The following is a 26,298-nucleotide window of genomic DNA, read 5'->3' on the forward strand; positions in this document are numbered from 1 at the left end:
AAATCAAACACACAAAAGACAACCTAACGAGAACGTAAATGTCGGTAACAACCCTTCAACATTCTGTTTTACTTGAACGTGTATTTTCCCTCATAGATGAAAAAGTGGACAACGGTGATGCCACGTTAATTCAAAAATTTGGACAATTGTTATACAAAAATATGTCGTTTGAAGACATTAATGGACGCAGTGATAGTGATCTGTATGGCGCAACATTAAGCTTATGGCAGCTGACACAGACATTCAAAGCGGATAGTCCGTGTATAAAAGTATTTAATCCTGAAATTTCTAAACATGGCTGGCAGTCATCTCATACAATCATAGAAATTATCGTTAAGGATATGCCTTTTTTGGTCGACTCAGTTCGCATGGCGATTAATAGATTTGGCTTTGCAGCGCATCTTTTACTGCATTCTCCAATGCACGTAACTCGTAATAAGGATAATAAAGTTACAGGCTTTGTCGATAGTAAGTCAAAGTCGACTAAAGACTCGTCAGAGACTGTTATTTTTATCGAAATAGATCGACAAGCGAAAAGGTCAGATATCGACAAACTACGAACTGAATTATTATCCGTAGTCGATGAGGTTTCTCTTTCTGTTTCTGATTGGCTGCCAATGAGAGAGAAGTTGGCTGAAATTACCAAAAACTTCGAAAAATCAAAATCAGTAGCCTCTTCAGCAATTAAGTCGCAAGGCAAGACATTCTTAAACTGGTTAAATGATCACAACTTCACCTTAATGGGCTATCGTTATTATCAAGTGAAAGCGATTGAGGGTGATCATCGTTGGATACCAGAGAATGATTCAAGCCTTGGATTAATGAAAAACTCGATAAACGACCGTCAACGAGTATTATCTAATTTGCCAACAACCGCAAGAGATGCAGCGTTAAGTGATAATCCGTTAATTCTAACCAAAACAAACAGCCGTGCGCGTGTCCACCGTCCAGCTTATATGGATTACGTTGGAATTAAAGAGTTTGATACCGAAGGGCATGTGACTGGCGAGCATCGGTTTTTAGGTTTGTATTCAGCTTCGTTTTACAATAGCAGTGCAACAGACTTACCTATGTTGCGTGAAAAAATTGACCGGATGTGTGAAATATCAGGTTTTGATAAAGGAACTCACGCGTATAAAGCATTTGTAAATATTGTTGAAACGTACCCGCGTGATGAACTTTTACAAACCTCAGATGAAGAACTTGCGCAAATTATAAAAGGCATTTTTCAAATGCAAGAACGAGGAATTTCTCGTTTATTTGTGCGTAAGGACGCTTTTGGTCGTTACTACTCTTGTTTAGTCTATGTGCCTAGAGAGCGCTACAATACTCTGTTACGAGAGGAAACTCAGGCATTGCTTAAGCGCTCGTTTAGGTCGGACGAGGAAGTTGAATTTAATACCTATTTCTCTGAATCAGTGTACGCACGTACGCATTACATCGTCCGCGTAAAAAATAATAATATGGAGTTTGATGTGAAAGAGATTGAAGATAATTTGATTGAGCTAACGAAGTCATGGCAAGACAAGTTAGCGGCTAAAATCACATCTGCATACGGTGAAGCTAAAGGTAAAGCAATCCAGAAAAAATATGTCAATGCATTTAATCGTAGCTATGCAGAATATAGCTTGCCAAGTGCTGCATTGGTCGATATTGAACGAATTGAATTATTATCTGACGACAACAAGCTGGATATGCTTTTTTACCGTCCTCAGGAACAAAGCGTCGAGAGTAACATTGTTAAACTCAAACTTTACCACGGACACGTGCCCATTCATTTGAGTGATGTGCTACCAATGTTAGAAAACTTTGGACTACGGGTCATCGATGAAAGTCCTTTTCGGGTAACGAATGATGAGGGTAAAGTCAGTTGGATAATGGACTTTACAATGCTGCATAAGAACGGTCAAAACTTCCATATGGAAAAAGTCCAAGAGCTTTTTCAAGATGCATTTACTAAAACGTGGAATAAGAGTCTTGAGGACGATGGTTTTAACCGATTGATCCTAAGCGCCGGCATTAGAGGTCGCAATGTCACTATATTGCGGGCATACGCAAAATATATGCGCCAAATTGGGACCTCATTTAGTATCGATTATATGGCTAATACACTCTCTAACTATCCGGATATTGCAACCGACGTAGTGAGTTTGTTTAGACTACTATTTTGTCCAACTATCAAGCGAATGCCAAAAAAAGTAGAAGCGTTGAAAACTGAAATTTTGGCTAAGCTTGATAACGTATCGAACCTAGATGATGACCGCATAATCCGTCGCTATTTAGAGTTATTAAATGCCACAGTACGTACCAATTTCTATCAAAACGACAATGAAGGAAATGAGAAATCGTATATTTCATTTAAATTGTTGCCGAGCCAAATTAACGATATGCCACTACCAGTACCAAAATTTGAAATTTTTGTATATTCGCCGAGGGTAGAGGGCGTGCATTTGCGCGGGGGCAAAGTCGCCAGAGGTGGCTTACGTTGGTCAGATAGACAAGAAGATTTCAGAACTGAAATTTTGGGTTTAGTTAAAGCACAACAAGTAAAAAATACGGTCATCGTGCCTGTAGGCGCGAAGGGTGGATTTGTATGTAAAGCAATGCCCACTGAGGCCGACAGACCTACGATACAAGCAGAGGGGCAGGCGTGTTACAAAATATTTGTCCGCAGTTTACTAGATATCACTGATAATATTATTGAGGGTGTCGTTATCCCGCCAAAAGACGTTATAAGACTAGATGAGGATGACCCTTATTTGGTGGTTGCGGCTGATAAAGGAACAGCAACTTTTTCTGATATTGCAAATGGAATTTCAGATGAATTTAGATTCTGGCTGGGAGATGCTTTCGCATCAGGCGGAAGTGTTGGTTACGATCATAAGAAGATGGGTATTACAGCTCGCGGCGCTTGGGAATCAGTTAAACGTCATTTCCGTGAAATTGGTATTGATTGTCAAACCACTCCTTTCACCGTTGTGGGTGTTGGTGACATGGCCGGTGATGTTTTTGGAAATGGCATGCTGTTATCTGAAAAAACGCAAATTGTATGTGCGTTTAACCATCTGCATATATTCTTTGATCCAAACCCAGATGAAAAAGCCAGTTACAAAGAACGGCTTCGCTTGTTTGAAGATCCATCGCTGAGCTGGGATGATTACAACAGAAAGCTGATTTCAAAAGGTGGTGGTATATTCAAACGCTCTGTAAAAGCGATTCCGTTGTCATCGGAGATGAAAAAGTGCTTGGGTACTCGCCAAACTACGATGACGCCAAATGAATTGATCCGCAACACCTTAAAAATGCCGGTTGATCTTATCTGGAATGGCGGAATTGGTACTTACGTCAAAAGTTCAAAAGAGTCACATACCGACGTTGGCGACAGAGCGAACGATACTACACGCGTCGACGGCAAAGATGTGAAAGCTAAAATTATAGGTGAGGGCGGTAATTTAGGTTTAACTCAACTCGGTCGTATTGAATTAGCAGCAAATGGTGTTTTGGTTAACACTGACTTTATTGACAATGTGGGCGGTGTAGATTGCTCGGATAATGAAGTTAACATTAAGATTTTATTAAATACCTTAGTCAATGCTGGCGATTTAACATTAAAACAGCGAAACGCATTGTTATATGAGATGACCGATGACGTCTCCGAAATTGTTATTCAAGATTGCTACCGCCAAACACAGTCAATTTCAATTACTCATTTGGCCGGTGTAAAACAACTCAAAGAACAACTACGCTTCATTCACGGTTTAGAGAAAGAAGGGCTGCTCAACAGAGAACTCGAGTTCATCCCTTCAGATGACGAAATTTCAGACCGAGTGATAACAGGACAAGGTCTCACAAGACCCGAACTTAGCGTACTAATCGCGTATGGTAAAATGGTATTAAAAGATAAGTTCAATATCCCACAAATTACCAACAATCCATATTACGATAAGTTGTTAGTTAATGCTTTCCCTCCGGTATTACGAGAGAAGTATCATGCCCAAATGCAGGAGCATCCTCTTCGCAGTGAGATTATTGCGACTAAATTAACCAATGAAATGGTTAACGACATGGGCTTAAATTTTGTTTATCGTTTACAAGAAGAGACGGGGGCCCTTGTTGAACAAGTTGCAGAAGCATACACAGTAGTAAAAGGTGTGTTAGACGTGTCCTCGCTATGGGAAAGTGTCGAGGCTCTGGATAATAAGATTGATGCCCAATTGCAATTAAATATATTAGACAAGATGCGCCGAATCTTACGTAGAACCTGTCGTTGGTATATTCGCCACGGTGGTAAAACAAACAATATTGAAAAATCGATTAGTCGTTATAAGCCCGCTTTTAAGGCTGTGTCGGAAAATTTAGGTAGCTATTTGGTTGCTGCTGAGTTTGAAGAGGTTCAAGCTGATACAAAACGCTTAATTGAAGCAAAAGTACCTAAAGAGATTGCTTATCGAGTAGCGGGCTTAAGTAATATGTTTTCTAGTATGGACTTAGCTCAAATTGCTGAAACTGAGAATCGACCTGTTGAAGTCGTTGCGCGACTTTACTATCAATTGGGATCACGATTTGAGTTGCATTGGTTCTTAGAACAAATTAACCAACAATCAGTTTCAAACCATTGGCAAGCATTGGCGAGGGCTTCTTACAGAGAAGAACTTGATTGGCAGCAACGTTCATTAACGACCGTTTTGTTGAACATTGAACCAGGTGAGACAGATGCGGATAAGATTCTGAACGACTGGTGTAAAGCAAATAAAGACGTGCTAAAGCGTTGGTATCACATGATGGCAGAGTTTAAAACCTCAGATAATCACGAATTTGCTAAATTTTCTGTCGCATTAAGAGAATTGATGCTGTTAAGCGTGAAGGCAAACCATTAGAATATACCCGTTTGCAAATAGCCCTGCTTCGCGGGGCTTTTTTTAGTTTGGGGAAACAGTGTATTCTTTTGTTCAAAAATTTTTATTAAATCGTGATCCTGAATGGAGCCACGACGCAACTATTGCTTTTCTTAAGCGTTCTCAACGTAATTTTATGTCAGGTTTTTATGCACAAAAACTGCCTGACAAACCGGTGAATTGCTTAGGAATGATATTCAAGAATCCGGTTGGCTTGGCTGCAGGGTTAGATAAAAACGGTGAGTGCATCGATGCGTTCGCCGCTATGGGTTTTGGTTTCATCGAAGTTGGTACTGTAACCCCAAAACCTCAGTCAGGTAACGAAAAACCTCGCTTATTCAGGCTTGCAGAACACAACGCAATTATCAATCGAATGGGTTTTAATAATAAAGGTGTCGATTATTTGGTCGATCAGGTCAAAAAGATGAAGTACAACGGCATCTTAGGCATAAATATTGGTAAAAATAAAACCACCCCAGACGAAAATGCCTTAGACGATTATTTATATTGTTTGAATAAAGTATATGGTTTTGCTTCATATATTACAGTCAATATTTCTTCTCCAAACACTCCCGGTTTGCGTAATCTGCAATATGGAGAAGCACTTGACAGTTTATTAGCAGGATTAAAACACAGACAATTAGCGCTTGAAATCGAACATAAAAAGTATGTGCCAATATTGATAAAAATTGCACCGGACCTAAGCGATGATGAAGTTAAATCGATTGCTGCTTCATTAATAAATTCAAAAATGGATGGCGTTATTGCGACCAATACAACAATCGACCGTGAGCTGGTTAAAGGTCATCCGCATGCTAACGAGGCGGGCGGTTTGAGTGGCGAAGTACTGACTGAAAAAAGTCTCGCTATGACAAAAATATTAGCCAAAGCGCTCGATGGAAAAATACCAATTATCGGTGTGGGCGGCATTAGTAGTCCACATGATGTAAAATTACGAATTCAAGCAGGAGCTACATTAGTTCAAGTTTATTCATCTTTCATTTATCAAGGTCCACCACTTATAAAGGAGCTTGTTAATGCATAAGCTAATTGTAACGACGTCTAAAGGATTAGATGAACTACTCAAAACAGAAGTTGAGCAAATACTTAATCAGTTTAATCTTGCCCCTGCCATCGCTGATACTGCACATAGCGAGGATTCAGAGGATAGCCCTGGTGACTACGAATTACCTACCTTGCAACTGCAACCTGGTCAGGTATCGTTTACAGGAACCTTAAAAGATGCGTATCAATTATGCCTGCATTCAAGATTGGCTAACAGAGTGTTACTGGTTGTCGCCGAGGGCAAAGTAAACAGCGCTGAAGAATTATATGACGTTGCTAAAGAAGCTGATTGGCCGTCACAATTTGATGCTTACGTTCCCTTCATGATCCAGTTTAACGGCACTAACAATGCAATTAATAACAGTCAGTTTGGTGCACTCAAAGTAAAAGATGCCATTGTTGATCAATTCCAAGAAGAGGGACATGAACGTCCATCAGTAGATAAACTCAAGCCCGGTATTGTTATTCAAGCTAGGTTGCGACGCGATAACCTGCATTTGTGTATCGATCTTTCTGGTGGCAGTTTACATAAAAGAGGTTATCGTACTGGTGCTGGTGAAGCGCCACTGAAGGAACACGTCGCTGCGGGTATTTTAATGCGCAGTGGCTGGGCCCAAAATAAAAACAGCGTGCTCTTGGATCCAATGTGTGGTTCGGGAACTATTCCGATTGAAGCTGCAATGATGGCTGCCAACATACCGCCAAATTTAGCTAAAGAAACATGGGGATTTGAACATTGGAATCAGCATGAGCCAAGCATATTTGATGGCGTTGTAGAACAAGCCAAAAAGCATATAACAGTGCCTAGTGCGCCTATTTACGCTTATGATTTAAGTACTACCTTAGTTGAACTGGCAGAGCAAAATGCTGTGAGGGCAGGCGTTGCAGATTATATTACATTTAAACAATGTGATGTATTGGACGCCGTTGTTATTGACGCAACTGACGGTAAGTTAGCTGCAGGTAACAATGCGAGTGAAACAGTGACTAGTCAGACTGACAGTAAAGGCTATATCGTTTCTAATCCACCTTATGGTGAGCGACTTGGTGAATACACCTCATTGCTACCATTATTTGATAAGCTAGGACATCATTTTAAAAAACATTTTGCTTTTTGGCATGTGTCCTTATTAAGTTCAAATCAAGACCTGCTTAAAGCATTAAAGCTTAGATATACCAAAAGTTATAAACTAATGAACGGTAAACTTGAGTGTGTGCTTGTAAATTACCATATTAGTGGTCAAAATCTTGAAATATTCGATAGTCAAACGGATGAAAATCATGAATTTGCTAACCGTTTGCGAAAGAATTTAAAAAGACTGAAACCTTGGTTAAAACGCAGTAACACCAACGCTTATCGTGTTTATGACGCCGACTTACCACACTACAACGTTGCCATAGATATATACAATGATTGGGTCGTGGTTCAAGAGTATGCAGCGCCTAAGGATGTTCCAGAGGAAAAAGCAAAACAACGTCTGCAAGAAGCGCTTATTCATATTCCTAAAGTAATGGGTATTCCATCAAATAAAATGTCTGTCAAAGTTCGACGTCAAAACAAAGGTAAAGAACAATATGAAAAAGTGGCTCAAAAAGGGCAGCGAGTTATTGTTCAGGAACACGATGCACAGTTTTATATTAATCCAACAGACTACTTAGATGTGGGTTTGTTTTTAGATCATCGTGATACTAGGTTGATGTTTAAACAACGATGTGCAAACAAAGATGTTCTTAACTTATTCGGTTATACTGGCAGCGTGTCAGTGCATGCGGCGCAAGCAAAAGCGAAAAGTGTCACAACCGTTGATATGTCAAATACTTATTTAGATTGGGCAAGAGACAACTTTGCATTAAACAAACTCAACGGTTCATTCCAGTTTGTGCAAGAAGATTGTTTAAAATGGTTAACTAGACAGCATGCTAAATATGATTTGATGTTTATTGACCCACCGTCGTTTTCAAATTCTAAACGGATGGACGATACTTGGGACGTACAACGGGACCATGTTAGCTTGTTAACTGATGCTAAAGATTGCTTAAAAACAGATGGAGAAATCTTTTTTAGTACTAATTTACGTCAATTTAAATTAGATCAGGCAGCTGTTGAGGAACTCGGGTTTACAATAGAAGATATTACCCAAAAGTCGATCCCAGAAGATTTTAAACGTAATCAAAAAATTCATAAGTGTTGGATATTGACCTTGTGAAATTAATTTTATATACCGGACCAAATTGTTCTTTGTGTGATTTAGCGTTCGATATTGTCGAGCAATTTAATGCGCTACAGCCAAAGGCAACGAGTGAGTCTACTTTCCAACTTAGTCCATCAGGTAGTCAATTTGAACACGTTGAACTAGAAACAATCAATATTAGAGATTCTGCGGATTTGTATCATTTATACGCCGTTAGAATTCCTGTATTGAAGAAAACGGATGATGAATCCGAACTAGGTTGGCCATTTACACTTGAAGATTTAATTGAGTTTTTACAATGAATTTAATGCAACTAAAAAATGCCTCTATTTTATTTGGGCAACCACCATTATTAGACAAGATCGCTTTAAATATACAAAGCGGCGAGCGAGTCTGTGTGGTTGGTCGCAACGGTAGTGGAAAATCTACCCTTCTAAAAGTGATCGCAGGTGAAACGAAATTAGACGAAGGGCAAATGATACTGCCAACAGGGACGGTAGTATCAAGATTACCGCAGGATCCACCGCAAGATATTAGCGGTGATATATTTGATTATGTTGCTGAAGGTTTAGAAGATGTCGCGCAAATACTAAAAGACTATCACCACATAATCAATATTATTGGTGGCGATCCGAGCGAGAAAAATCTTAATCGAATGCAAGAATTGCAAGAGCAATTAGATTCGAGAAACGCATGGCAGTTTGAACAGCGCATAAGTAATGTACTGACTCAACTTCAGCTAGAACCAGACCAGATGTTATCAGAATTATCAGGTGGTTGGAGAAGAAAGGCGGCATTAGCAAGAGCGTTAGTGAGTGAACCGGATCTTCTATTATTGGATGAGCCAACTAACCACCTTGATATCGATATGGTGCAGTGGTTAGAAAAAGCACTACTTAATTATAACGGCGCAATCATATTTATTAGCCATGACAGGGCGTTTATACGTAAGTTAGCCACGCGTATAGTAGATATAGATCGCGGCCAAGTAGTCAGTTACCCCGGGAATTACGAAACTTATTTAGAGCAAAAAGCGCACGATTTAGAAGTTGAGCAGACCAGCAACCGCGAGTTTGACAAAAAACTGGCCAAAGAAGAAGTTTGGATAAGACAAGGTATTAAAGCCAGACGAACCAGAAATGAAGGTCGAGTTAGAGCGCTTAAAGCACTCAGAGATGAATACAGTTCGCGTCGAAACGTCACTGGCAATGCGGTTATAAACCGAAATGCGGGCGGAAAATCAGGTAAGCGTATTTTTGAAACTGACGGGTTATTCTTTAATTTTGAAGACAAGCTATTGGTCGAAAATCTAAATCTACTTATTACGCGCGGTGAAAAAATTGCATTAATTGGTGGCAACGGTTGTGGTAAAAGTACACTAATTAAGCTGTTACTCGGTGAGTTAGAAGCAAGTCAGGGTGACATATTCAGAGGAACCAATATAGAGGTTGCTTACTTTGATCAACATCGTACTGCGCTAGACCTCGATAAGTCAGTGATTGATGTCATCGCGGACGGTAAAAGAGAAGTTACGATCAACGGTAATACACGCCATGTTATGGGGTATTTACAAGATTATTTGTTTTCGCCTGAGCATGTAAATGCCCCTGTATCTACTTTATCGGGTGGTGAAAGAAATAGATTAGTGTTGGCAAAACTCATGTTAAAACCCAGCAACTTGCTGGTACTCGATGAACCAACTAACGATCTGGATGTCGAAACCCTCGAATTACTGGAATCCCTATTAGTAGATTATGAGGGAACCGTATTATTGGTAAGCCATGATAGAGAATTTGTTGATAACGTAGTGACTTCAAGCTTAGTTTTTGAAGGAAACGGAATTATTAAACAATTCGTTGGCGGTTATACTGATATGCGAAATTGGTACGATGAAAAAGCACTATCAGAGAAAAAAATGAACGAAGGCGTTGTAATGCGGACTAAAAACAACGTAGAGCGAGAAAAGCCGGTGACTAGTGCTTCTACTGGAAGCCACAAAAAGCTATCATACAAAGATAATAAAGAACTCGAAGATTTACCTAAAAAAATTGAAAAAATGGAAGATGAACAAAAAGGATTACAACTGCAAGTTAGTACATCTGATTTTTATCAGAAAGGTGCCGATGTAACCCAACCCGTTCTGGATAAGTTAGCAACCATTGAGCAATTATTGTCAGTCGCTTATAAGCGCTGGGATGAATTAGAAAGTTTACAAAATAACAAGCAGTAACAGGATAATTAATGAAATTTACTCGATTGGCGTCAGCAGTGTTACTTTGCACTGCATCGCTCCCAATTTTAGCCGCATCATATACAGTCACTGAATTGGCGACAGATACGCTAGGTCAAAATCAATACGCTGTTTCTATTGATAATACAGGCCTTATGTTAACCGCTATTGAAAATATTTATAATGCGCCAGTAGACTTGTCTACGATCGACTTTGAAAACGCGTTTATTATTGCAGGTCTGACTGACATTGAGGCTGCTAGGAACGGTCAATTTAATCTTGCTGACTATACTTTTTTAATTGCCAGGGCTATTGCAGGCTCAAGCAATTTTAGTTTTTTCACACAACAACTTGGTCGTATGCAAGCGTATAAAACTGACGGCTCTGAGGCTAATTTCGATTATATCAATGCCTTCGATACCGAAACAGAAGCCTTGGGTGGATTTTCGCGTGCGATGGAAACCACGCCAAGAGATTCGACCGCTGGGACCCATATCGTCGGTAACACGGTGGGGCCATTCAGAACAATTGATTACGTGAACCTAAATGGCGAAAATGTAAAGTATATTGTAAGTGATTTTGACCAACGTGCCTTTGTGCAAGTTGGCGAAAATGTAACGCCATTATTGCCAATCGATACAACCTTGGGTGGCACAAGCCAGGTTAATCGAATTAATGTTAATTATGTTGCCGCTGGCAGTGGTTCAATCGAAGCGACCAGTGCATTAACGACCGGCTTAGCCAATTGTGCTGATGATGAAATTCGTGGCGATCAGCCAATCGAGGCATGCCTTCGCAGTATCATTACAGTAACGAGTAATGGCGCCTTAACAAGACGCTCTGATTTATGGCTACAACGTGCGCATTTATGGTCTATGGATGTCGAAGGAACGGTTACTGATACACGCACCTTCGGGACTTTAGTCACTGATGAAGAACCTGCTTTACAAGGTTCAAGCCAAGCCTTAGATGTCAACATCGACGGCATTGGTGTTGGTGTTGCTAGTGTAAAAGTTGCTGATGGAAGCTTACAATCAACCGCTGCTACTATGTTTTTGCCAAGCGGCGAAGTGGTGCAAATCATAGATGATGAAGGCCTGTTGCCAAATAGTGCTATTTCAATAAATGATATTGGCTATGTCGTTGGACTTAGAAGACAAAGAATTAACAACATTCCACGAAATAAAATGTTTATCTATAATAGGAATGATGGCAGCGTGACGTTCCCTGACGATTTCTTTGATAATTCAAGCACCGTTCCACGCTCAATTAATAATAACAATCTAGTGGTTGGTTCTGCAGACGTTGAGGCGACCAGAGTCACCAACAGAAAAACTGCTGCATTTATTTATGACATTGAAGCTGATACTTTTACTAACTTAAACACATTAGTTAAATGCGACAGTCCGTTTAATTTTATTGAAGCAATAGATATTAATGATAGCAATGAAATTATAGTCTCAGCGTTGACCAAAAAAGCCGCCAGAAATGCCCGTGGTGAGCTTATAAAAGATGATGCCGGAGAGGACGTGCTGGTAGATACTATTGTTACATTAAAGCTGAATCCGACAGGTCAGCCGCCAACTATTTGCTCTAACGACGATCTAGGTATTCCAGATAGGCAAGGAGCAAGTACGGGAATATTGATGTTTACGCTACTGACCTTTGCAGCATTCTTTAGAAGACGCGTAAAACAATAAAATTGAGTTAGCTATTATGAAAGCCCCATTGGTCGGGGCTTTTTTTGTTTTAATAACTGTTGGATCTAAAAAAGCAGTTTTATAGACAAAATTAAACCAATAAAACATTTCAATACTTTTCAGTATGTTATTCAAAAAACGGTGAAACCGTCAAAATTTAGACATTGAACTTTCCTCACCAAAAAGCTATGTATAGAAGTGTAACAAAGGAAATAAGTTGACTAAAATTGAATCAATTTCATTTCCTGTTGTTGCCTTTTTTAGCCAAGAGAGGTTTAACTATGAAAACACAAAAAAGAGATAAGTTAACACGTGCACATGCAAAAGGTTATCAAGCGGGTATAACACATCGTTCAAAAGAATTATGTCCATTTCGAGCTATTCAAGCTCGGTCGGAATGGTTAGGGGGGTGGAGAGAAGCCCTCACCGACAGACAATCCGGCTTAGTAGGCCGCTAACACATACAATAAATTACGTGCAAGAAGCCCAACTGATGTTGGGCTTTTGTCATTTTAGCGTTGCAGAAGTGTCGCTTACATAAATGTCGCTTACATAAATGTCGCTTACATAAATGTCGCTTACATAAATAACGCTTACATAAATAACTACAGTGCTATTAAAACAAAAAATCACATGAAATCGACAACTTACTTTAAAACGCGCTGGTATCTTGAAATAAACCTACTTTTAAGCCTTTAGCCACGTAAATGACCTTACCATCCACTGATACAGTGCCGTCAGCCAAGCCCATGAACAAACGACGCTTAACAACTCGCTTAAGGTTTATTTCATAAGTGACTTTTTTCGCTGTTGGCAGGATCTGTCCAGTAAATTTCACTTCACCGACACCCAGTGCACGACCTTTTCCTGGGCCACCTGACCATCCAAGGAAAAACCCGACTAATTGCCACATTGCATCCAATCCTAAACAACCAGGCATAACCGGGTCACCAGGGAAGTGGCAATCAAAGAACCAAAGATCGGGGGTAATATCTAGTTCTGCAATGATATGTCCTTTATCAAACTCACCACCGTCCTCTGTTATTTTTACAATCCTATCCATCATTAACATATTTGGCGCAGGAAGTTGACTATTGCCAGCTCCAAACATTTCGCCGGTACTGCATTTTAAGAGATCATCTCTATTAAATTCTGATTTTCTATTTGTCATATTACACACTAGTTTTCCATAAGAGTGCGTAATTTAACGAACAGTTGTAAGCTAAACAACTCTGAACAGTTAATTTTGCTAAAAAAAGTCAGTTTTTTGCAGTACACTGGTCAAAATGAATGTTTTTAAACCAAAATATGAGCAAATGAAGAATCCAAAAAAATCAGCAAATGCAGAAAAGCAACGGCGTTTTCGAGAAAAACAAAAATCGTTAGGCAAAAAAATGGTTCGAGGCTATGTCACAGCTGCCGCGATGGAAAACTATAAAGAAATAGTGGCGAAAACTGGCTGGACAGATAGTGATGTTCTATCTAATTCGTTACGCATAACCTTTGCGGCGTATAAGAATGGGCAGATTAGACTCCTAAACCAATGGTTAACAGAACAAGATCAAAAGAAACGTGCGCTTATTTTGAAACAGGCTGAACAAGCAAAAAATAAAGAAAGTGATGATCAATAGAAAAAATGACGAGTGAGCAAGACTAGCTCGTGTGTATTTTCAAAATTCTTGCCGCTTCTTTTTTCACGGTGGGCTTGGATTTATAGGACCACATTCTGTCTCGCGCTTCGCTTGCCGCTTTTTCAACGTCAATAATAGGGGAGTAATAGTCTCTTTCACAATTGAAGTCGTACATTGCTTCCTCCATCGGTGTCATTACCCAAGGTTGATGAATGATAGGATTAGGCAATGATGTCAGTTGTGGCAGCCATTTTTTAATAAAGATACCTTCTGAGTCCTTATCAATCGACTGCTTTACAGGATTATATATGCGCAGGGTGTTGATACCGGTTACTCCTGCTTGCATTTGAAATTGTGGATAATGAATACCGGGTTCAAAATCTAAAAATTGTGCAGCTAAAAAACTGGCTCCTCTGCGCCAGTCGATGTTTAGGTGGTGACATAGAAAGCTAACTACCATAGCTCTCATTCTGAAATTAATATACCCAGTTTTTACCACCGCTCTCATGCAGGCATCCACTATTGGCACGCCCGTGCAGCCACTTTTCCACGCGGCTAACCTTGTTTCTCCTTCGGCGCCCCCGCAATATGGGAAATCAAGATACGCTTTGTTAATAGGACGGAATTGCATAGCTGATTCTGTTTCAAATTTCTGAATAAAGTGACAATGCCAATGCAGCCTGGACTGAAACGCCACAATGGATCGGGTCCAACCTGGACGGTCGCTTTGGGATAAGCTAAATTGATAAACCTGCTTTAATGAGATATTGCCCCATGCTAGGTAGGGTGATAGCCGACTGCAGGTTTTTCGTGAAACCGTGGGGTCGCCAATATTACCGAAATAGGCTTTTCCTCTTTCTTTAAAAAAATGCTTTAAGGTGTACCACGCTCTTTTTTCACCTCCCAGTTGCATGTTTACATCTAGTTCCTTCCACTTTTCAGGAATAGTCCACATGCAATCCTCATACATTTCTTGGTGTAGATTTGAAACCCACTCTGTATTGCTTAGTTCGGGGTGGGTAGGCGTGGCCAAAATTCTAGCATTCCATTGTTTTGGCCAATTTTTACGATGATTGAGAGGCCTATGCACGGCGCCTTGCGCAACTTCAGTCCATTTAACCTTATGCGAACGACACCAAGCTAAAACATCTTTGTCACGCACGTAGGTGTGCTCTAAGCCAACTTCTTCGTGACTAACAATATGCTTAATGCTGTAAATTTCAAGCAGCTTTGATAATACATCAACCGCATTCCCGAAGAGGATTGAAATAGAGGCATTGAATTGTGCCAATTGTTCATTGAGGTCTGTTATCGACTGAAATATAAAACGCCAATGTCGAATGTCCATATGCGGGTCTTCTATCATCAGAGGTTCGACGATATAGATTAATGCCAAGGGCGTTTTTTGCTCACTTGCTATTTTCAACGCATCATTGTCGCGTAAGCGCAGATCGCGTTTAAACCACATAACAGTTAAGGCTTGTTTGTTAGTCATGTTGCGGCTTCGTTCATCCATTGCGTGATAAATTTATTATCGGGATCGTAAGTTGCCGCTTGTTTTTGTAAGTTGAATTGTCTGTGTCCTCTGGGATCAGCGCCGACGCCGCCAAGATACTGCCAATTCCCCCAGTTGCTAGCGACGTCAAAATCAATCAGTTGATACTCAAAATACTTTGCACCGTAACGCCAATCTTGACCTAGTTCATGCACAAAACAACTCGCGACTAGCTGTCTGCCTCGATTAGACATATAGCCGGTTTTTAATAATTGACGCATACACGCATCAACGATCGGATAGCCCGTTTGCCCCTGTTGCCACTGTACAAATGTTTTACGATCAAAATTGCTTGGACGAACTAGCCGTTGAACACCCGACGCTGCAAAAAGACGATTACCGTGCACATAATGCTGCCAATGAAAAAATTCTCGCCATAGCAACTCAAAAAACAACCAATATGTTGACTCATTTTTTACTCGCTCGGATTCATATCGACATAGTTCAGCATAAATTTGCCTCGGACTGATACAACCGAGTGCTAACCAAGCTGAAAATTTACTAGAGAAGTCCCATCCATCAAGTCCATTTCTGGTCTCTTTGTAACGACTGATATGGTCCGTACTCCACAGATAATGAGTGAGTTGTTGGTGCGCATCATTTTCTCCGCCAGATAGTCTTTGATAATGATTAACACTTACCAACAAACTGTCTAAATCCATTACGTTTTCTATCGTAAATAAATCAGGTATGGAAGGAAGCGCATTGAGGACGGGATTTATGGCTTGTACTTCACAATACTTCTCAACTTTTTTTCGAAACGGAGAAAAAGTATTAGGCATATTTTCAATAGAGAATGGAAATTGCGAAACGTTGAACAGGGTGGATGAGTTGACTTGAATGAATTCAATATTGAGACCAGCTTCAATCACTAAATCTTGGGTTTGCTGCCACTCTTTTCGTTCATTGAAACCACAGTGCCATTGTGCGCTGAGGTGAGTCACATTGAGTGCCTTGACAAGTGTCAGTATAGCCTCAACAGGATCTGCTTTATTTGTGGATAGGACGATTAAACGCTGGTTAAAATCGCTTAATGTGCTATTCAAATCGTGTAGTGTTTGATGTATGAAATTGAGTCTATGCTTGCCTATCGATTCTTTCTTGTGCAATTCATTGATGCTGTCTTGATTTGCCTCTGGCTGGTAAACATAAACACACACCAATTCATCAACTTGAGATGCCAATTCAGCTAGGCTCGCGTTGTCTTGAATGCGTAAATCTTTCCTAAACCAATGTAATCCAACTTTTTTGCTCATTTATATTTTACTTCGATATTTATTCTATATGTTAGCTACTTTGGATAGTGAGTTTTCGATCTATTTAAGGGAGTATGGTGTAAGATCAATACCAGTACATTTAACCATTACGTTGGTTAACCCAGAGCATCTTTGCTTAAAAAATAGTTATGTAGACGCATAGCTATCACAATGGTAGGAATAAAACATTGAGTTTGATGTCATCAAAAAAGATAATCGTCTGGTTTAGACAGGACTTACGCCTTACCGATAACCCAGCACTGAGCCTTGCCGTTGATAATGGCACTATCATTCCTGTTTTTATTCTCGATGATGATGCTCCTGAGAATGCGGCATTGGGTGGAGCAAGCCAGTGGTGGTTGCATCATTCACTATTATCACTGAGCAAATCGTTAAACACTAAGTTACTTATTCGTCGTGGTGAGCCTCTCGCAATTTTAATTGAGATAGCCGAGGCATTTTCGGCTGATTCTGTTATATGGAACCGATTATATGAACCTTGGCAGAGAGAACGCGACGAAAATATAAAAACTGTTTTAAAGAACCGTGGCATTGCCGCAAAAAGTCTCAATGGCTCACTATTATGGGAGCCTATGAGTGTCTTAAAGAAAGATGAAACTCCTTACAAGGTCTTTACGCCGTATTACCGCAAAGGCTGTTTAACTCGCCAAGCCCCTCGCTTCCCGATAGCAAGACCCAAGGAGATACAGATCGCAGATGGCGTTAACTTTTCTATGGACGCACTCACAAGTCTACAACTAATACCTAAAACTGAATGGTACAAAGATATTGAGGCGCAATGGCAACCAGGTGAGGAAGGGGCTGCGAATAGGTTACAGAGATTTATTAGTGAGGCGGCAACCAGTTATCAAGACGCCAGAAATATGCCCGCCGTAAAAGGAACTTCTTTGTTGTCGCCACACCTGCATTTTGGCGAAGTATCTCCTAATCAGGCATGGTACGCGATACAAGGCGCATTTGAAAACGCCTTCGACAATAAAGATCTAGATGTTTATCTCAGTGAACTGGGTTGGCGAGAATTTAGTTATTATTTGCTCTTTCACTGGCCAGAAATTCAACATAAGAATTTTAATGCCAAATTTGACTTCTTTCAATGGCGCTCCAGCCCTGATGATCTGAAAGCTTGGCAATTTGGCAACACAGGCGTTCCAATGATAGATGCAGGAATGCGAGAGTTGTATCAAACAGGATACATGCATAACAGAGTAAGAATGGTGGTTGGCTCGTTCTTGGTTAAAAACCTGCTGATCGACTGGCGTGAAGGAGAGCGTTGGTTTTGGGACACTTTGCTTGACGCGGATATGGCGAGTAACTCTGCGGGTTGGCAGTGGGTTGCCGGTTCGGGTGCGGATGCTGCGCCATTCTTTAGAATTTTCAATCCTATTTTACAGGGCGAAAAATTTGACAAAGAGGGTGAATACGTTAAGAAATACTGCCCTGAACTAAAAAGGCTACCGAAACAATTTATTCATAAACCGTGGGAAGCGCCACCTGAGATACTTAAGGCTTGTGGGGTAGAACTCGGTAAAAACTATCCGAATCCGATTGTTGATCTCAAGCTTTCTCGAAAAAGAGCGCTCGATGCGCTCGCTCAATTAAAGGTAATATCATGAGTCAGTTGGTTGTAATCTTAGGTGACCATCTCAATACAAAAATCAGTTCGCTGGCTAACTTTAACAAAGAGACTGACAAGGTCTTGATGTCAGAAGTAAAAGAAGAGGCCACTTATGTTAAGCATCACAAAAAAAAGATTGTTTTCGTTTTCAGTGCGATGCGCCATTTTTCGAATGAATTGCAGAATCACGGATTTGCGACTATTTACGTCAAGTATGACGCAGCTGATAATCACGGATGTTTATTTGAACAAGTGAAGTACACGTGCTCACTACACACATTCAAGAGCATTACCATAATGCACCCGGGTGAATACCGGTTACTTGAAGAGGTGATGACTTGGGAGAGCAAGCTAAACATTACGGTTAATATTACACCTGATAATCGTTTTATTGCGACCCAAACATTCTTTAGTGATTGGGCTGATGGTCGTAAGCAATACCGCATGGAATTTTTTTATAGAGAAATGCGCAAACAAACAAATGTACTAATGGATGACAAACAGCCCATGGGTGGAAAGTGGAATTACGATGCAGATAATCGTAAACCCTTTGGTAAAAACCCTGACATTCCTAGTCGAACATTATTAGCCCCAGACGCAATCACAAATGAAGTTTTAACACTCGTAGAAACTCAATTCTCTGATCATTTCGGTGAGCTAAGTAATTTTGCTTTTGCCACAACTAGGGAAGGGGCTTTAGGTGTTTTATCAGAATTTATTAAAATCCGATTGGTAGATTATGGTCAGTATCAAGATGCGATGCTTGAAGGCAATCCTTGGCTATTTCATTCCCACATAGGCCTATATCTTAATACAGGCCTTTTAATGCCTTACGAAGTGATTCAGGCGGCGGAGGAAGCTTTTCTAAACGGCCATGTACCGATTAATTCGGCCGAAGGTTTCATTAGGCAAATTCTTGGCTGGCGAGAATACGTTCGCGGATTTTATTGGTATTTTATGCCAAGCTTAAAGGAAAATAATTATTTAGAAGCGAAAAGGGCATTACCCGACTTTTACTGGACAGGCAAAACACGAATGAACTGTTTGTCACAGTGCGTCAATGATACAAAAGAGCATGCCTACGCTCATCATATTCAACGCCTGATGGTACTTGGTAACTTTGCATTATTAACCGGTATTGAACCAAAGGCGATTAATGAGTGGTACTTAGTGGTTTATGCTGACGCTTATGAGTGGGTTGAACTGCCAAACGTCAGTAGTATGGTGCTTTTTGCTGACGCTGGGAATTTAGCAAGTAAACCATATGCAGCGAGCGGTTCTTACATTAACAAGATGTCTAATTACTGTAAGAGTTGCGACTATAGCGTTAAAGAAAAAACGGGCACACAGGCGTGTCCGTTTAACTATTTGTATTGGCACTTTTTACATCGCCACCAAGACAAACTGAGAAGTAATCCAAGAATGGGCATGATCTATAGCACGATGTCGAAGATGGATCAGACTAAGTTTAATCATATGCTAGACGATGCCGACACATTTCTGCTTAAATTAGAAAATAATGAAGAAATCTGACCTTCCTAGTAAAATGTGCCCAGTGTGTAACCGGCCTTTTAATTGGCGCAAAAAATGGGAAAAAAACTGGGCCGAAGTAAAGTATTGTTCAAAGCGCTGCGCATCCAACAAGTAACTTATAGCGTCGTCAACAAGTAATCGGCGAGTTTGCCTATAGCAATACCGAAACTAAAGCTGAATAAGGTCCCCAACATAATATATTCAGTTAGTTTTCTATCGCTTTGACGACGCATATCACCAAACCTGAAGACACTTTTTGCAGCTAACAAAAAACCGACGCCGACAAACTGCCCAAGTAAAATAAAGGTCGCAATTAAACCGCGCTCGAAATATCCAATTAACTCGCCAGCTGAAGCAAGTCCCTCATTGGCTTTTTCTGGTTCATTGAATTGGTCTGTATATTTGGTTAACGATAGTGTGATAATTAGTGATACCGGCTTGCATAGGAATAAATACAAACCCACTAACATCAGCGTTTTGACGTCAAAAAAATGATGTATCTCAAACAGGACTGCTTCAACACTTAACCCACTTAGCCAAATCGATATACCGGTAATAAAAATAAGATGACCTACTTGATCAATCAAAAAATACTTTAATACGAAAACCCGATACGTTTTCCAAATATCAATAATATAATGACTGCTAATAATGACAATTAAGGCTGTTAGTGCCTTATAATCTAGTGGGATCCCGCTGATTATGATTGCAATACTAGTGAGCGCTAAATGCACAAGCATGTGCTTAAAAAGGCCGATTGAACCTTCCTTATTCTTAACTTTACACATGATCCAACTGTGTTTTTGTAAATAAAAGTCAGCAATAAAGTGAACAACAAGCAGCAAGAAAAAGAGTTTCATTTTTGTGTTCCTAAACAAGTGTCACGATAGCCTGCTAAGTAAGCTTTAACTAATTCAGCGCCACTGCGCTTTAAATGTGCGGCGATATTTTGTCGAGTCATATTCATATGGTCAGCGATACTTTGTTGTTCCGGGAAATCGAAGTCGATGTAATAATATAGTACTTCGGCTTGTTTTTCTGTTAAACCATTCAGCAAATGACGCAAAAATAAGGTAGCAACCGTCAAGTCTGTTGACCAGAGTTCAGTCCCAAAGTTTAGGACCAGATCGCCCCTGGTTGCTTTATCAAATGATCTACCAGATAAAATGAAGGCTTCTCCAAGAGAACTACTCAGGTTTTTGGATGTTTGTTCAACACTACCAATGGCCAATGATTGGGTTAATTTAATCGATGGGCAATCAATACCTGATTGCAGATAGAGTCGCAATGAGAGCGTTGACGTCATTGCATCGTTAATGTTTGTATAAAGTACTTGAAAACTATCTCCTCTAAATATTTCAGACTTACACTGGTAACGTACCTCATGCGATTTTAGCAACTGTTGAAGGGTTTTCATTACGCAAGCATATGCTTTTGCCTCTAGTTTGGTCGAGTGAACGATGTCGGTGGTTAAAACAGCATATTGTTTTTGTGCCTTATCCGTCATAAGAAGCCCTTCAAGTAGTTAAATTAATGAAATATACAATGAATGCCACAACTGTAAATGCAAACGATTATGTTTGCAAATATAAATTGCAACTATATCTATTTGCTATTAATGAAAGCAATTAAATATATTTGCAATATTAATAAGTAATGAGTTATTCAACTGTTTTTAACACCGCTTGTATTTTAATTTGAACTTGCAAGTCGATATTAGTATCTTATAGCGCTGGTACTGCCTCTTAAAAATCGTTGCGTTTTTTACCAATACAACGCAATGATAAATATAAAAAAGTTAACCATGCTAAAAGGACAAACTAAATGAACAATCGTTTATTAGCACTCTTGGTCACAAGCACATTCTTGTTTGCTTGTTCACATGAAAAGGCCAAAGAAGAGTCAAACACGGATTCTGATAAAAGTAGCAGCATGGTTGCAGCTGAAGAAATAGCACCTTTGTGGTTAGAAGAAGTTGAAGGAGGGCAAGCTCTCGCTAAAGTTAATGAGTGGAATAAAACAACACTTGACAAATTAATGAATGACGAGCGTTTTGACCAATATAGAAACGATGCGTTAGGCATTGTGAATGCGACCGATAAGATCCCGTATGGCCGCTATTATGGCGGATACGTGTATAACTATTGGCAAACTGCGGAGCAAGTAAGAGGTGTTTTAAGGCGCACCTCATTGGAACAATATGAAAGTGAAGATTCTGCTTGGGAAACGATTTTTGATTTAGATAAATTAGCTGTGTCCGCGAATAAAAACTGGGTCTACAAAGGCTCAACTTGTTACGACAAGAATTATGATATGTGCATGATGTCTCTTTCTGATGGCGGCAAAGATGCGAAGGAATTGAAAGAATGGAACCACGCAACCAAGCGGTTTGTAGAGGGCGGTTTTTACATCCCTGAAGCAAAAAGCAGCATTTCATGGTTGGATAAGGATACATTGGTCGTAGGCACAGACTGGGGTGATGACACGCTAACTGAAAGTGGTTATCCGTATATTACGAAATTGCTGAAACGCGGACAGACCTTGGCTGAGGCTACAGAAATATTTAGAGGAGAAAAGACTGACGCTTCGGCGGGCGCGTTCTCATTAAATCTAGATGGTGATTCAGAAATATTAATGGGATACCGCTCAACAAGCATTTTTAAGAGTCAGTACTATTGGTTAAAAGATGATGAGCAAACACAATTACTGCCCATACCAGAGAAAAGTAATCCCGTGGGTATATTTAAAGACCAACTTCTCGTAAATTTAAAAGATGATTGGCACCCCAGTGGTACTTCTGTGTCTTTTACTAACGGTAGCTTAGTTTCATTTGATATGGCTGAATGGATGAAATCTAACACTATTACTAACGCGAAATTGGTTTACCAACCAAACGCTAAATCGACTATTTCGCGTGTATCAATTACAAAGTCGAAAGTATTGTTATCAATTACTGAGAATGTCGTTGGCAACGTATATGTGTTTGATTATCAGGACGAGTGGGGATCAACCAAGTTAGATTTACCGCAGAACGGCACTGTAAGTATTATTTCTGCGAATGACGATAGTGATATTACGTTTATCAATCAAGAGAGTTTTATATCGCCTGATACCTTATTTAAGGTTGACCTTAATAGCAGTAAGATCACTGTTGCTAAAAGCTCTCCAGCTAGATTTGATGCATCCGATTTGATCGTTGAACAATTTCAAGCAACCTCTAAAGATGGGGTAAAAGTACCGTATTTTGTTATTCGTAAAAAAGATATTGTTTACGATGGCTCAAATCCAACATTGCTTTATGGCTATGGCGGCTTTCAGGTTTCACTAACGCCAAGCTACTCGGGTATTCGTGGCAAATTATGGTTAGAGCAGGGTGGGGTTTATGTTTCAGCAAATATCAGAGGTGGAGGCGAGTTTGGTCCTAAGTGGCACCAAGCCGGTTTAAAAACAAATCGGCAAGTGATTTACAACGATATGATTGCAGTAGCTGAGTCACTCATTGAGAAAAAGATAACATCGCCAAGACGTTTAGGCGTAATGGGAGGGTCTAATGGCGGCTTATTAGTGGGGGTGATGTATAACCAACGGCCAGACCTTTGGAATGCGGTTGTTTGCCAAGCGCCATTGCTCGATATGCTGCGATATCACAAATTACTTGCCGGTGCTTCTTGGGTTGGCGAATTTGGAAGTCCTGATATTCCTGAGGAGAGAATGTTTTTGGAAACCATATCTCCACTTCATAATATTGATAAAGAAGAAGAGTATCCTCCAATATTTTTTGTAACTTCAACAAAAGACGATCGTGTTCATCCAGCCCACGCAAGAAAGATGGCTTACGTATTAGAACAATATGGACATACCTTCGAATATTATGAAAATATAGACGGCGGGCATTCAGCTTCAGCTAATTTGACGGAAGTCGCAAAACGCAGCGCTCTTGAATATACGTTCCTGAGTCAGCAGTTAAAAGATTAATGGAGAGACAAACATTATTTTTTTAAGCTTTGGTTTCCTCGAAAAAACTCAAGATTATGGGGGGCGTATTAAAAAATTAAGCATAAATATCGAAAAATACATCGTATGATTTTTGTTCATAATGATAAACTGGTCAGTAGTTACTATTTTATTGAGAAATCACAAGTGGAAACTCGCTCAAAGAATCTAACACTCGGTTGGCACGTATCCTACTTCCTTGGTGTGCCCGTTACGGCAGGTATCTTGCACCCCTAGTTTGGTAAATTGCTTAGCTCTGGCCAGTACTGCCATCAATATAACTTCGGTGTCGTCGAGCGCCAACCCGTTAAGGATGAAGAAACAGTATCTCTAGAAATTGTGCGTAAAGATGGTGCGCTAACGCGCAGAGCCTTGGCCCATATAGTTGTATAATGCACAGACACTTGGGGGAACCATCAGCGCGAACAATCAGACCTTGCAAATCGAGATAATTGGCAAAGTAAAGAGTGACACAATACAGTTTTAACCTAAAACAAAGGGAAATAATCATGAGTACTAAAAAGGCATACGAACAGAAACAACAGGCACAATTAAATGAGTGGGCGGCACAAATCAAAAAACTTAAAGCGAAAGCGGATGTGGCCCAAGCTGATGCACAGTTGGAATATTACAGACAGATCAACGAATTGCGGTCAATGCAAGACGTAGCAACCAATAAACTTAACGAGATTGAGGACGCTAGTGACGGGGCATGGGAAGATCTCAAAGCGGGTATGGATAGTGCGAGAAACTCGTTTGGCAATGCGCTGAAAACAGCGGCGTCGAGATTCAATTAAACATCATGATTACGATAGCTATTGAGAAAGGATGTAACACATGAAATTTAATACTTGTGCATGTATGCTGACTGGCATAATCGTTATCACACCCGTTTTACATGCGAAAACAACCACTGATAAGACATCGATAGAGGAAGTAAAGCAAGAAACGCAGGACTTGATTCATACGCTCAAAGGCTACACCGCTGATAGGAAAGAAGAAGCAATTAAGAAGACGAAGGCGGCTTTGGATGATCTAGATAAACGCATTGATGCACTGGAAACAAGTAGTGACGATAATTGGGATAAGATGAATGAGGCTGCCCGTAAAAACGCCCGCACCAGTTTGAAATCATTGCGTAGGCAAAGGATAGTTGTTGCCGAGTGGTACGGGCGATTAAAAAGCAGTTCTAACGATGCCTGGGGTGAAATGAAGACCGGGTTTTCAGGTGCATATAGCGCTCTTAATGTTGCATGGGAAAAGGCTAAAAAAGAATTTGAAGCTGAACAATAGAAAGTACCTCGAAGATGCTAAGTGAAACTGCAGACAAAACAGGTAACAGAGGTGATTGTGTGCAAGTGCTGCACACCACGAACTAAGCGACCAGTGTTTTGCATCACCTCTTAAACTATTCGGGGTCTTTTAACCATTGGCCTTAATATTTACGGTGTCAACAGTTTCCTCTAAAGCCAGCCCAAGCAAGAGACCTGCCCGGTGTTTTCTGATACACCGCATGCACTGCGATCAAGTTCAGCGAGTACCCACCGGACAGGTATTCTTGCCAAGGAGCGAGTAGATAGGGCATATGCCTATGGCGCCAGTTAGCAGCGGAATAACGCCGATATAGCCCCACAGACCTATTATGCCAGTAGCGGCTAGTCCGATCAGTATCAGACCGGTGCTCATGCGTAAATTGCGGTCCAGTTTGCCTTCATTGATTTTCATGGTGCTTCTCCTTAATAGCAGCCTTAGGCCACCTTGGTTAGTCGCAGATAAGAACGAATTTCGTTCCAGCCTTGCGGAAATTTCTTTTTAGCTTCCTCGTTGCAGATGCTTGGGGGAATGATGACTTTGTCTCCTGTTTTCCAGTCTGCTGGGGTGGCAACGTCGTGTTTGTCGGCGAATTGCAGCGCGTCAATGGCACGCAATACCTCGTCGAAGTTGCGACCTACATTCATAGGGTAGGTCATCATCAGGCGGATTTTTTTGCTTGGATCTATGATGAAAACAGAGCGTACTGCTTCAGTACTACTCTCATTCGGGTGGATCATTTCGTAAAGTTGCGCCACTTTTTTGTCCAAATCAGCAACAATCGGAAATTCAACAGTAGTGTGCTGGGTATCATCAACATCTAGTATCCACTTTTTGTGTTCTTCCACAGAATCTGTGGACAGACCTAGAGGCTTCGTATTGCGACCTTCAAACTCTTTCGCAAGCATCGCGGTGCGGCCTATTTCGGTGGTGCAAACCGGAGTAAAGTCAGCGGGATGACTGAAGAAAAAGCACCAAGAACTACCAATCCAGTCATGAAGATTAATCTCGCCCTTAGTGCTTTCAATTGTGAAATCTGGGGCTGTGTCGCCAATATGTAATGCCATGTAAATCTCCATCTATGGGTTTTAAAATATAGGTTCCAAATAGAGCTTTCAGCCAATTTTTTACGACGAATGCGAATTCAGATCTCACTAAGCCTATAATATGAATCAGCGATGAGAAATTAGGGGTTTCCACACATAAGTATCGGTTATCCCTAATTTCAAAAAGTGTAGGTGTTACTGAGTATGTAGGGTCAGATAACGCACATTGTTGAAATGAACCAAGCGCTTTTCTGG

Annotated in this window: 21 protein-coding genes; 14 read left to right on the forward strand and 7 right to left on the reverse strand. The window is 40.4% G+C overall.

Annotated features, from left to right (window positions below):
• Positions 1-38: 38 nt before the first annotated feature.
• The 7 genes from G399_RS0110210 to rmf all read left to right on the forward strand — a co-directional run bounded on the left by G399_RS0110210 (position 39) and on the right by rmf (position 12,540).
• The gene (locus G399_RS0110210) at positions 39-4,877 is read left to right on the forward strand and encodes an NAD-glutamate dehydrogenase (RefSeq protein WP_006009442.1); all 4,839 of its coding nucleotides are present in this window, start codon (positions 39-41) and stop codon (positions 4,875-4,877) included.
• Between the two features lie 58 nt (positions 4,878-4,935).
• A complete protein-coding gene (gene pyrD / locus G399_RS0110215; protein WP_006009441.1) occupies positions 4,936-5,940 on the forward strand; it encodes a quinone-dependent dihydroorotate dehydrogenase in 1,005 nt (334 codons plus the stop codon).
• Complete coding sequence (gene rlmKL, locus G399_RS0110220; protein ID WP_006009440.1) at positions 5,933-8,167, forward strand: bifunctional 23S rRNA (guanine(2069)-N(7))-methyltransferase RlmK/23S rRNA (guanine(2445)-N(2))-methyltransferase RlmL; 2,235 nt, start codon at positions 5,933-5,935, stop codon at positions 8,165-8,167. The genes pyrD and rlmKL overlap by 8 nt, the downstream gene beginning before the upstream one ends.
• Positions 8,164-8,454, forward strand: a complete 291-nt coding sequence (locus G399_RS0110225) for a glutaredoxin family protein (protein WP_026843636.1) — start codon at positions 8,164-8,166, stop codon at positions 8,452-8,454. Before rlmKL ends, G399_RS0110225 begins: the two co-directional genes overlap by 4 nt.
• Positions 8,451-10,382 carry an ATP-binding cassette ATPase Uup gene (uup, locus tag G399_RS0110230; RefSeq protein ID WP_026843637.1) on the forward strand — a complete coding sequence of 644 codons (1,932 nt, stop codon included), beginning with the start codon at positions 8,451-8,453 and terminating at the stop codon, positions 10,380-10,382. The genes G399_RS0110225 and uup overlap by 4 nt, the downstream gene beginning before the upstream one ends.
• Positions 10,383-10,393: 11 nt before the next feature.
• Positions 10,394-12,082 carry a DUF3466 family protein gene (locus G399_RS0110235; RefSeq protein WP_006009437.1) on the forward strand — a complete coding sequence of 563 codons (1,689 nt, stop codon included), beginning with the start codon at positions 10,394-10,396 and terminating at the stop codon, positions 12,080-12,082.
• Positions 12,083-12,363: 281 nt separating this feature from the next.
• Positions 12,364-12,540: a ribosome modulation factor gene (gene rmf / locus G399_RS0110240; protein ID WP_006009436.1), complete on the forward strand. Its 177-nt coding sequence runs from the start codon at positions 12,364-12,366 to the stop codon at positions 12,538-12,540.
• A 194-nt stretch (positions 12,541-12,734) separates the two neighbouring features.
• On the opposite strand, the gene fabA is transcribed toward rmf, so the two are convergent.
• Complete coding sequence (fabA, locus tag G399_RS0110245) at positions 12,735-13,253, reverse strand: bifunctional 3-hydroxydecanoyl-ACP dehydratase/trans-2-decenoyl-ACP isomerase (protein ID WP_026843638.1); 519 nt, start codon at positions 13,251-13,253, stop codon at positions 12,735-12,737.
• 145 nt (positions 13,254-13,398) lie between these two features.
• On the opposite strand from fabA, the gene G399_RS0110250 reads away from it, so the two are divergent.
• Positions 13,399-13,713 carry a hypothetical protein gene (locus G399_RS0110250; protein ID WP_034896855.1) on the forward strand — a complete coding sequence of 105 codons (315 nt, stop codon included), beginning with the start codon at positions 13,399-13,401 and terminating at the stop codon, positions 13,711-13,713.
• A gap of 22 nt (positions 13,714-13,735) precedes the next feature.
• Here the strand turns inward: G399_RS0110250 and G399_RS0110255 are convergent, their stop codons facing one another.
• On the reverse strand, positions 13,736-15,208 hold the full coding sequence (locus G399_RS0110255; protein WP_006009432.1) for a cryptochrome/deoxyribodipyrimidine photo-lyase family protein: 1,473 nt from the start codon (positions 15,206-15,208) through the stop codon (positions 13,736-13,738).
• A complete protein-coding gene (locus tag G399_RS0110260; RefSeq protein WP_006009431.1) occupies positions 15,205-16,524 on the reverse strand; it encodes a DASH family cryptochrome in 1,320 nt (439 codons plus the stop codon). The genes G399_RS0110255 and G399_RS0110260 overlap by 4 nt, the downstream gene beginning before the upstream one ends.
• Before the next feature lie 197 nt (positions 16,525-16,721).
• Between G399_RS0110260 and G399_RS0110265 the strand changes: the two genes are divergently transcribed.
• The 3 genes from G399_RS0110265 to G399_RS21615 are packed head-to-tail and all read left to right on the forward strand — an operon-like array spanning position 16,722 to position 19,808.
• Positions 16,722-18,158, forward strand: coding sequence for a cryptochrome/photolyase family protein (locus G399_RS0110265; RefSeq protein ID WP_026843639.1), 1,437 nt, complete (start codon positions 16,722-16,724; stop codon positions 18,156-18,158).
• Positions 18,155-19,693, forward strand: a complete 1,539-nt coding sequence (locus G399_RS0110270; RefSeq protein ID WP_006009428.1) for a cryptochrome/photolyase family protein — start codon at positions 18,155-18,157, stop codon at positions 19,691-19,693. Before G399_RS0110265 ends, G399_RS0110270 begins: the two co-directional genes overlap by 4 nt.
• Positions 19,680-19,808, forward strand: a complete 129-nt coding sequence (locus tag G399_RS21615) for a DUF2256 domain-containing protein (RefSeq protein ID WP_081585738.1) — start codon at positions 19,680-19,682, stop codon at positions 19,806-19,808. Before G399_RS0110270 ends, G399_RS21615 begins: the two co-directional genes overlap by 14 nt.
• A gap of 1 nt (position 19,809) precedes the next feature.
• Here G399_RS21615 and G399_RS0110275 read toward each other — a convergent pair whose 3' ends face one another.
• Together G399_RS0110275 and G399_RS0110280 are read right to left on the reverse strand one after the other, a co-directional pair.
• Entirely contained in the window at positions 19,810-20,553 is a 744-nt protein-coding gene (locus G399_RS0110275) for a DUF3307 domain-containing protein (RefSeq protein WP_026843640.1), read from the reverse strand.
• Entirely contained in the window at positions 20,550-21,200 is a 651-nt protein-coding gene (locus tag G399_RS0110280; RefSeq protein ID WP_006014940.1) for a hypothetical protein, read from the reverse strand. The genes G399_RS0110275 and G399_RS0110280 overlap by 4 nt, the downstream gene beginning before the upstream one ends.
• A gap of 317 nt (positions 21,201-21,517) precedes the next feature.
• On the opposite strand from G399_RS0110280, the gene G399_RS0110285 reads away from it, so the two are divergent.
• The 3 genes from G399_RS0110285 to G399_RS0110295 all read left to right on the forward strand — a co-directional run bounded on the left by G399_RS0110285 (position 21,518) and on the right by G399_RS0110295 (position 24,979).
• Complete coding sequence (locus G399_RS0110285; RefSeq protein WP_006014937.1) at positions 21,518-23,668, forward strand: prolyl oligopeptidase family serine peptidase; 2,151 nt, start codon at positions 21,518-21,520, stop codon at positions 23,666-23,668.
• Positions 23,669-24,195: 527 nt separating this feature from the next.
• Positions 24,196-24,483 (forward strand): sll1863 family stress response protein, encoded by a 288-nt coding sequence (locus G399_RS0110290; protein WP_006014931.1) that lies wholly within the window; start codon positions 24,196-24,198, stop codon positions 24,481-24,483.
• Between the two features lie 40 nt (positions 24,484-24,523).
• A complete protein-coding gene (locus G399_RS0110295) occupies positions 24,524-24,979 on the forward strand; it encodes a sll1863 family stress response protein (RefSeq protein WP_006014929.1) in 456 nt (151 codons plus the stop codon).
• Positions 24,980-25,216: 237 nt separating this feature from the next.
• Here G399_RS0110295 and G399_RS0110300 read toward each other — a convergent pair whose 3' ends face one another.
• Together G399_RS0110300 and G399_RS0110305 are read right to left on the reverse strand one after the other, a co-directional pair.
• Positions 25,217-25,411: a YgaP family membrane protein gene (locus G399_RS0110300; RefSeq protein ID WP_006014927.1), complete on the reverse strand. Its 195-nt coding sequence runs from the start codon at positions 25,409-25,411 to the stop codon at positions 25,217-25,219.
• A 23-nt stretch (positions 25,412-25,434) separates the two neighbouring features.
• Positions 25,435-26,064: a peroxiredoxin gene (locus G399_RS0110305; RefSeq protein ID WP_006014925.1), complete on the reverse strand. Its 630-nt coding sequence runs from the start codon at positions 26,062-26,064 to the stop codon at positions 25,435-25,437.
• Between the last annotated feature and the right edge of the window lie 234 nt (positions 26,065-26,298).

The sequence above is a fragment of the Brumicola pallidula DSM 14239 = ACAM 615 genome, from assembly GCF_000428905.1.
Lineage (GTDB): Bacteria > Pseudomonadota > Gammaproteobacteria > Enterobacterales > Alteromonadaceae > Glaciecola > Glaciecola pallidula.

Bases quoted from the DNA above. Each gene is read 5' to 3' on its own strand.
- G399_RS0110250 (WP_034896855.1), top strand. From the start codon at position 13,399: ATGAAGAATCCAAAAAAATCAGCAAATGCAGAAAAGCAACGGCGTTTT.
- G399_RS0110305 (WP_006014925.1), bottom strand. From the start codon at position 26,064: ATGGCATTACATATTGGCGACACAGCCCCAGATTTCACAATTGAAAGC.
- G399_RS0110285 (WP_006014937.1), top strand. From the start codon at position 21,518: ATGAACAATCGTTTATTAGCACTCTTGGTCACAAGCACATTCTTGTTT.
- G399_RS0110280 (WP_006014940.1), bottom strand. From the start codon at position 21,200: ATGACGGATAAGGCACAAAAACAATATGCTGTTTTAACCACCGACATC.
- G399_RS0110270 (WP_006009428.1), top strand. From the start codon at position 18,155: ATGAGTCAGTTGGTTGTAATCTTAGGTGACCATCTCAATACAAAAATC.
- rmf (WP_006009436.1), top strand. From the start codon at position 12,364: ATGAAAACACAAAAAAGAGATAAGTTAACACGTGCACATGCAAAAGGT.
- G399_RS0110290 (WP_006014931.1), top strand. From the start codon at position 24,196: ATGAGTACTAAAAAGGCATACGAACAGAAACAACAGGCACAATTAAAT.
- G399_RS0110300 (WP_006014927.1), bottom strand. From the start codon at position 25,411: ATGAAAATCAATGAAGGCAAACTGGACCGCAATTTACGCATGAGCACC.
- G399_RS0110255 (WP_006009432.1), bottom strand. From the start codon at position 15,208: ATGACTAACAAACAAGCCTTAACTGTTATGTGGTTTAAACGCGATCTG.
- G399_RS0110295 (WP_006014929.1), top strand. From the start codon at position 24,524: ATGAAATTTAATACTTGTGCATGTATGCTGACTGGCATAATCGTTATC.
- G399_RS0110210 (WP_006009442.1), top strand. From the start codon at position 39: ATGTCGGTAACAACCCTTCAACATTCTGTTTTACTTGAACGTGTATTT.
- fabA (WP_026843638.1), bottom strand. From the start codon at position 13,253: ATGACAAATAGAAAATCAGAATTTAATAGAGATGATCTCTTAAAATGC.
- G399_RS21615 (WP_081585738.1), top strand. From the start codon at position 19,680: ATGAAGAAATCTGACCTTCCTAGTAAAATGTGCCCAGTGTGTAACCGG.
- G399_RS0110235 (WP_006009437.1), top strand. From the start codon at position 10,394: ATGAAATTTACTCGATTGGCGTCAGCAGTGTTACTTTGCACTGCATCG.
- G399_RS0110260 (WP_006009431.1), bottom strand. From the start codon at position 16,524: ATGAGCAAAAAAGTTGGATTACATTGGTTTAGGAAAGATTTACGCATT.
- G399_RS0110275 (WP_026843640.1), bottom strand. From the start codon at position 20,553: ATGAAACTCTTTTTCTTGCTGCTTGTTGTTCACTTTATTGCTGACTTT.
- G399_RS0110265 (WP_026843639.1), top strand. From the start codon at position 16,722: ATGTCATCAAAAAAGATAATCGTCTGGTTTAGACAGGACTTACGCCTT.
- rlmKL (WP_006009440.1), top strand. From the start codon at position 5,933: ATGCATAAGCTAATTGTAACGACGTCTAAAGGATTAGATGAACTACTC.
- uup (WP_026843637.1), top strand. From the start codon at position 8,451: ATGAATTTAATGCAACTAAAAAATGCCTCTATTTTATTTGGGCAACCA.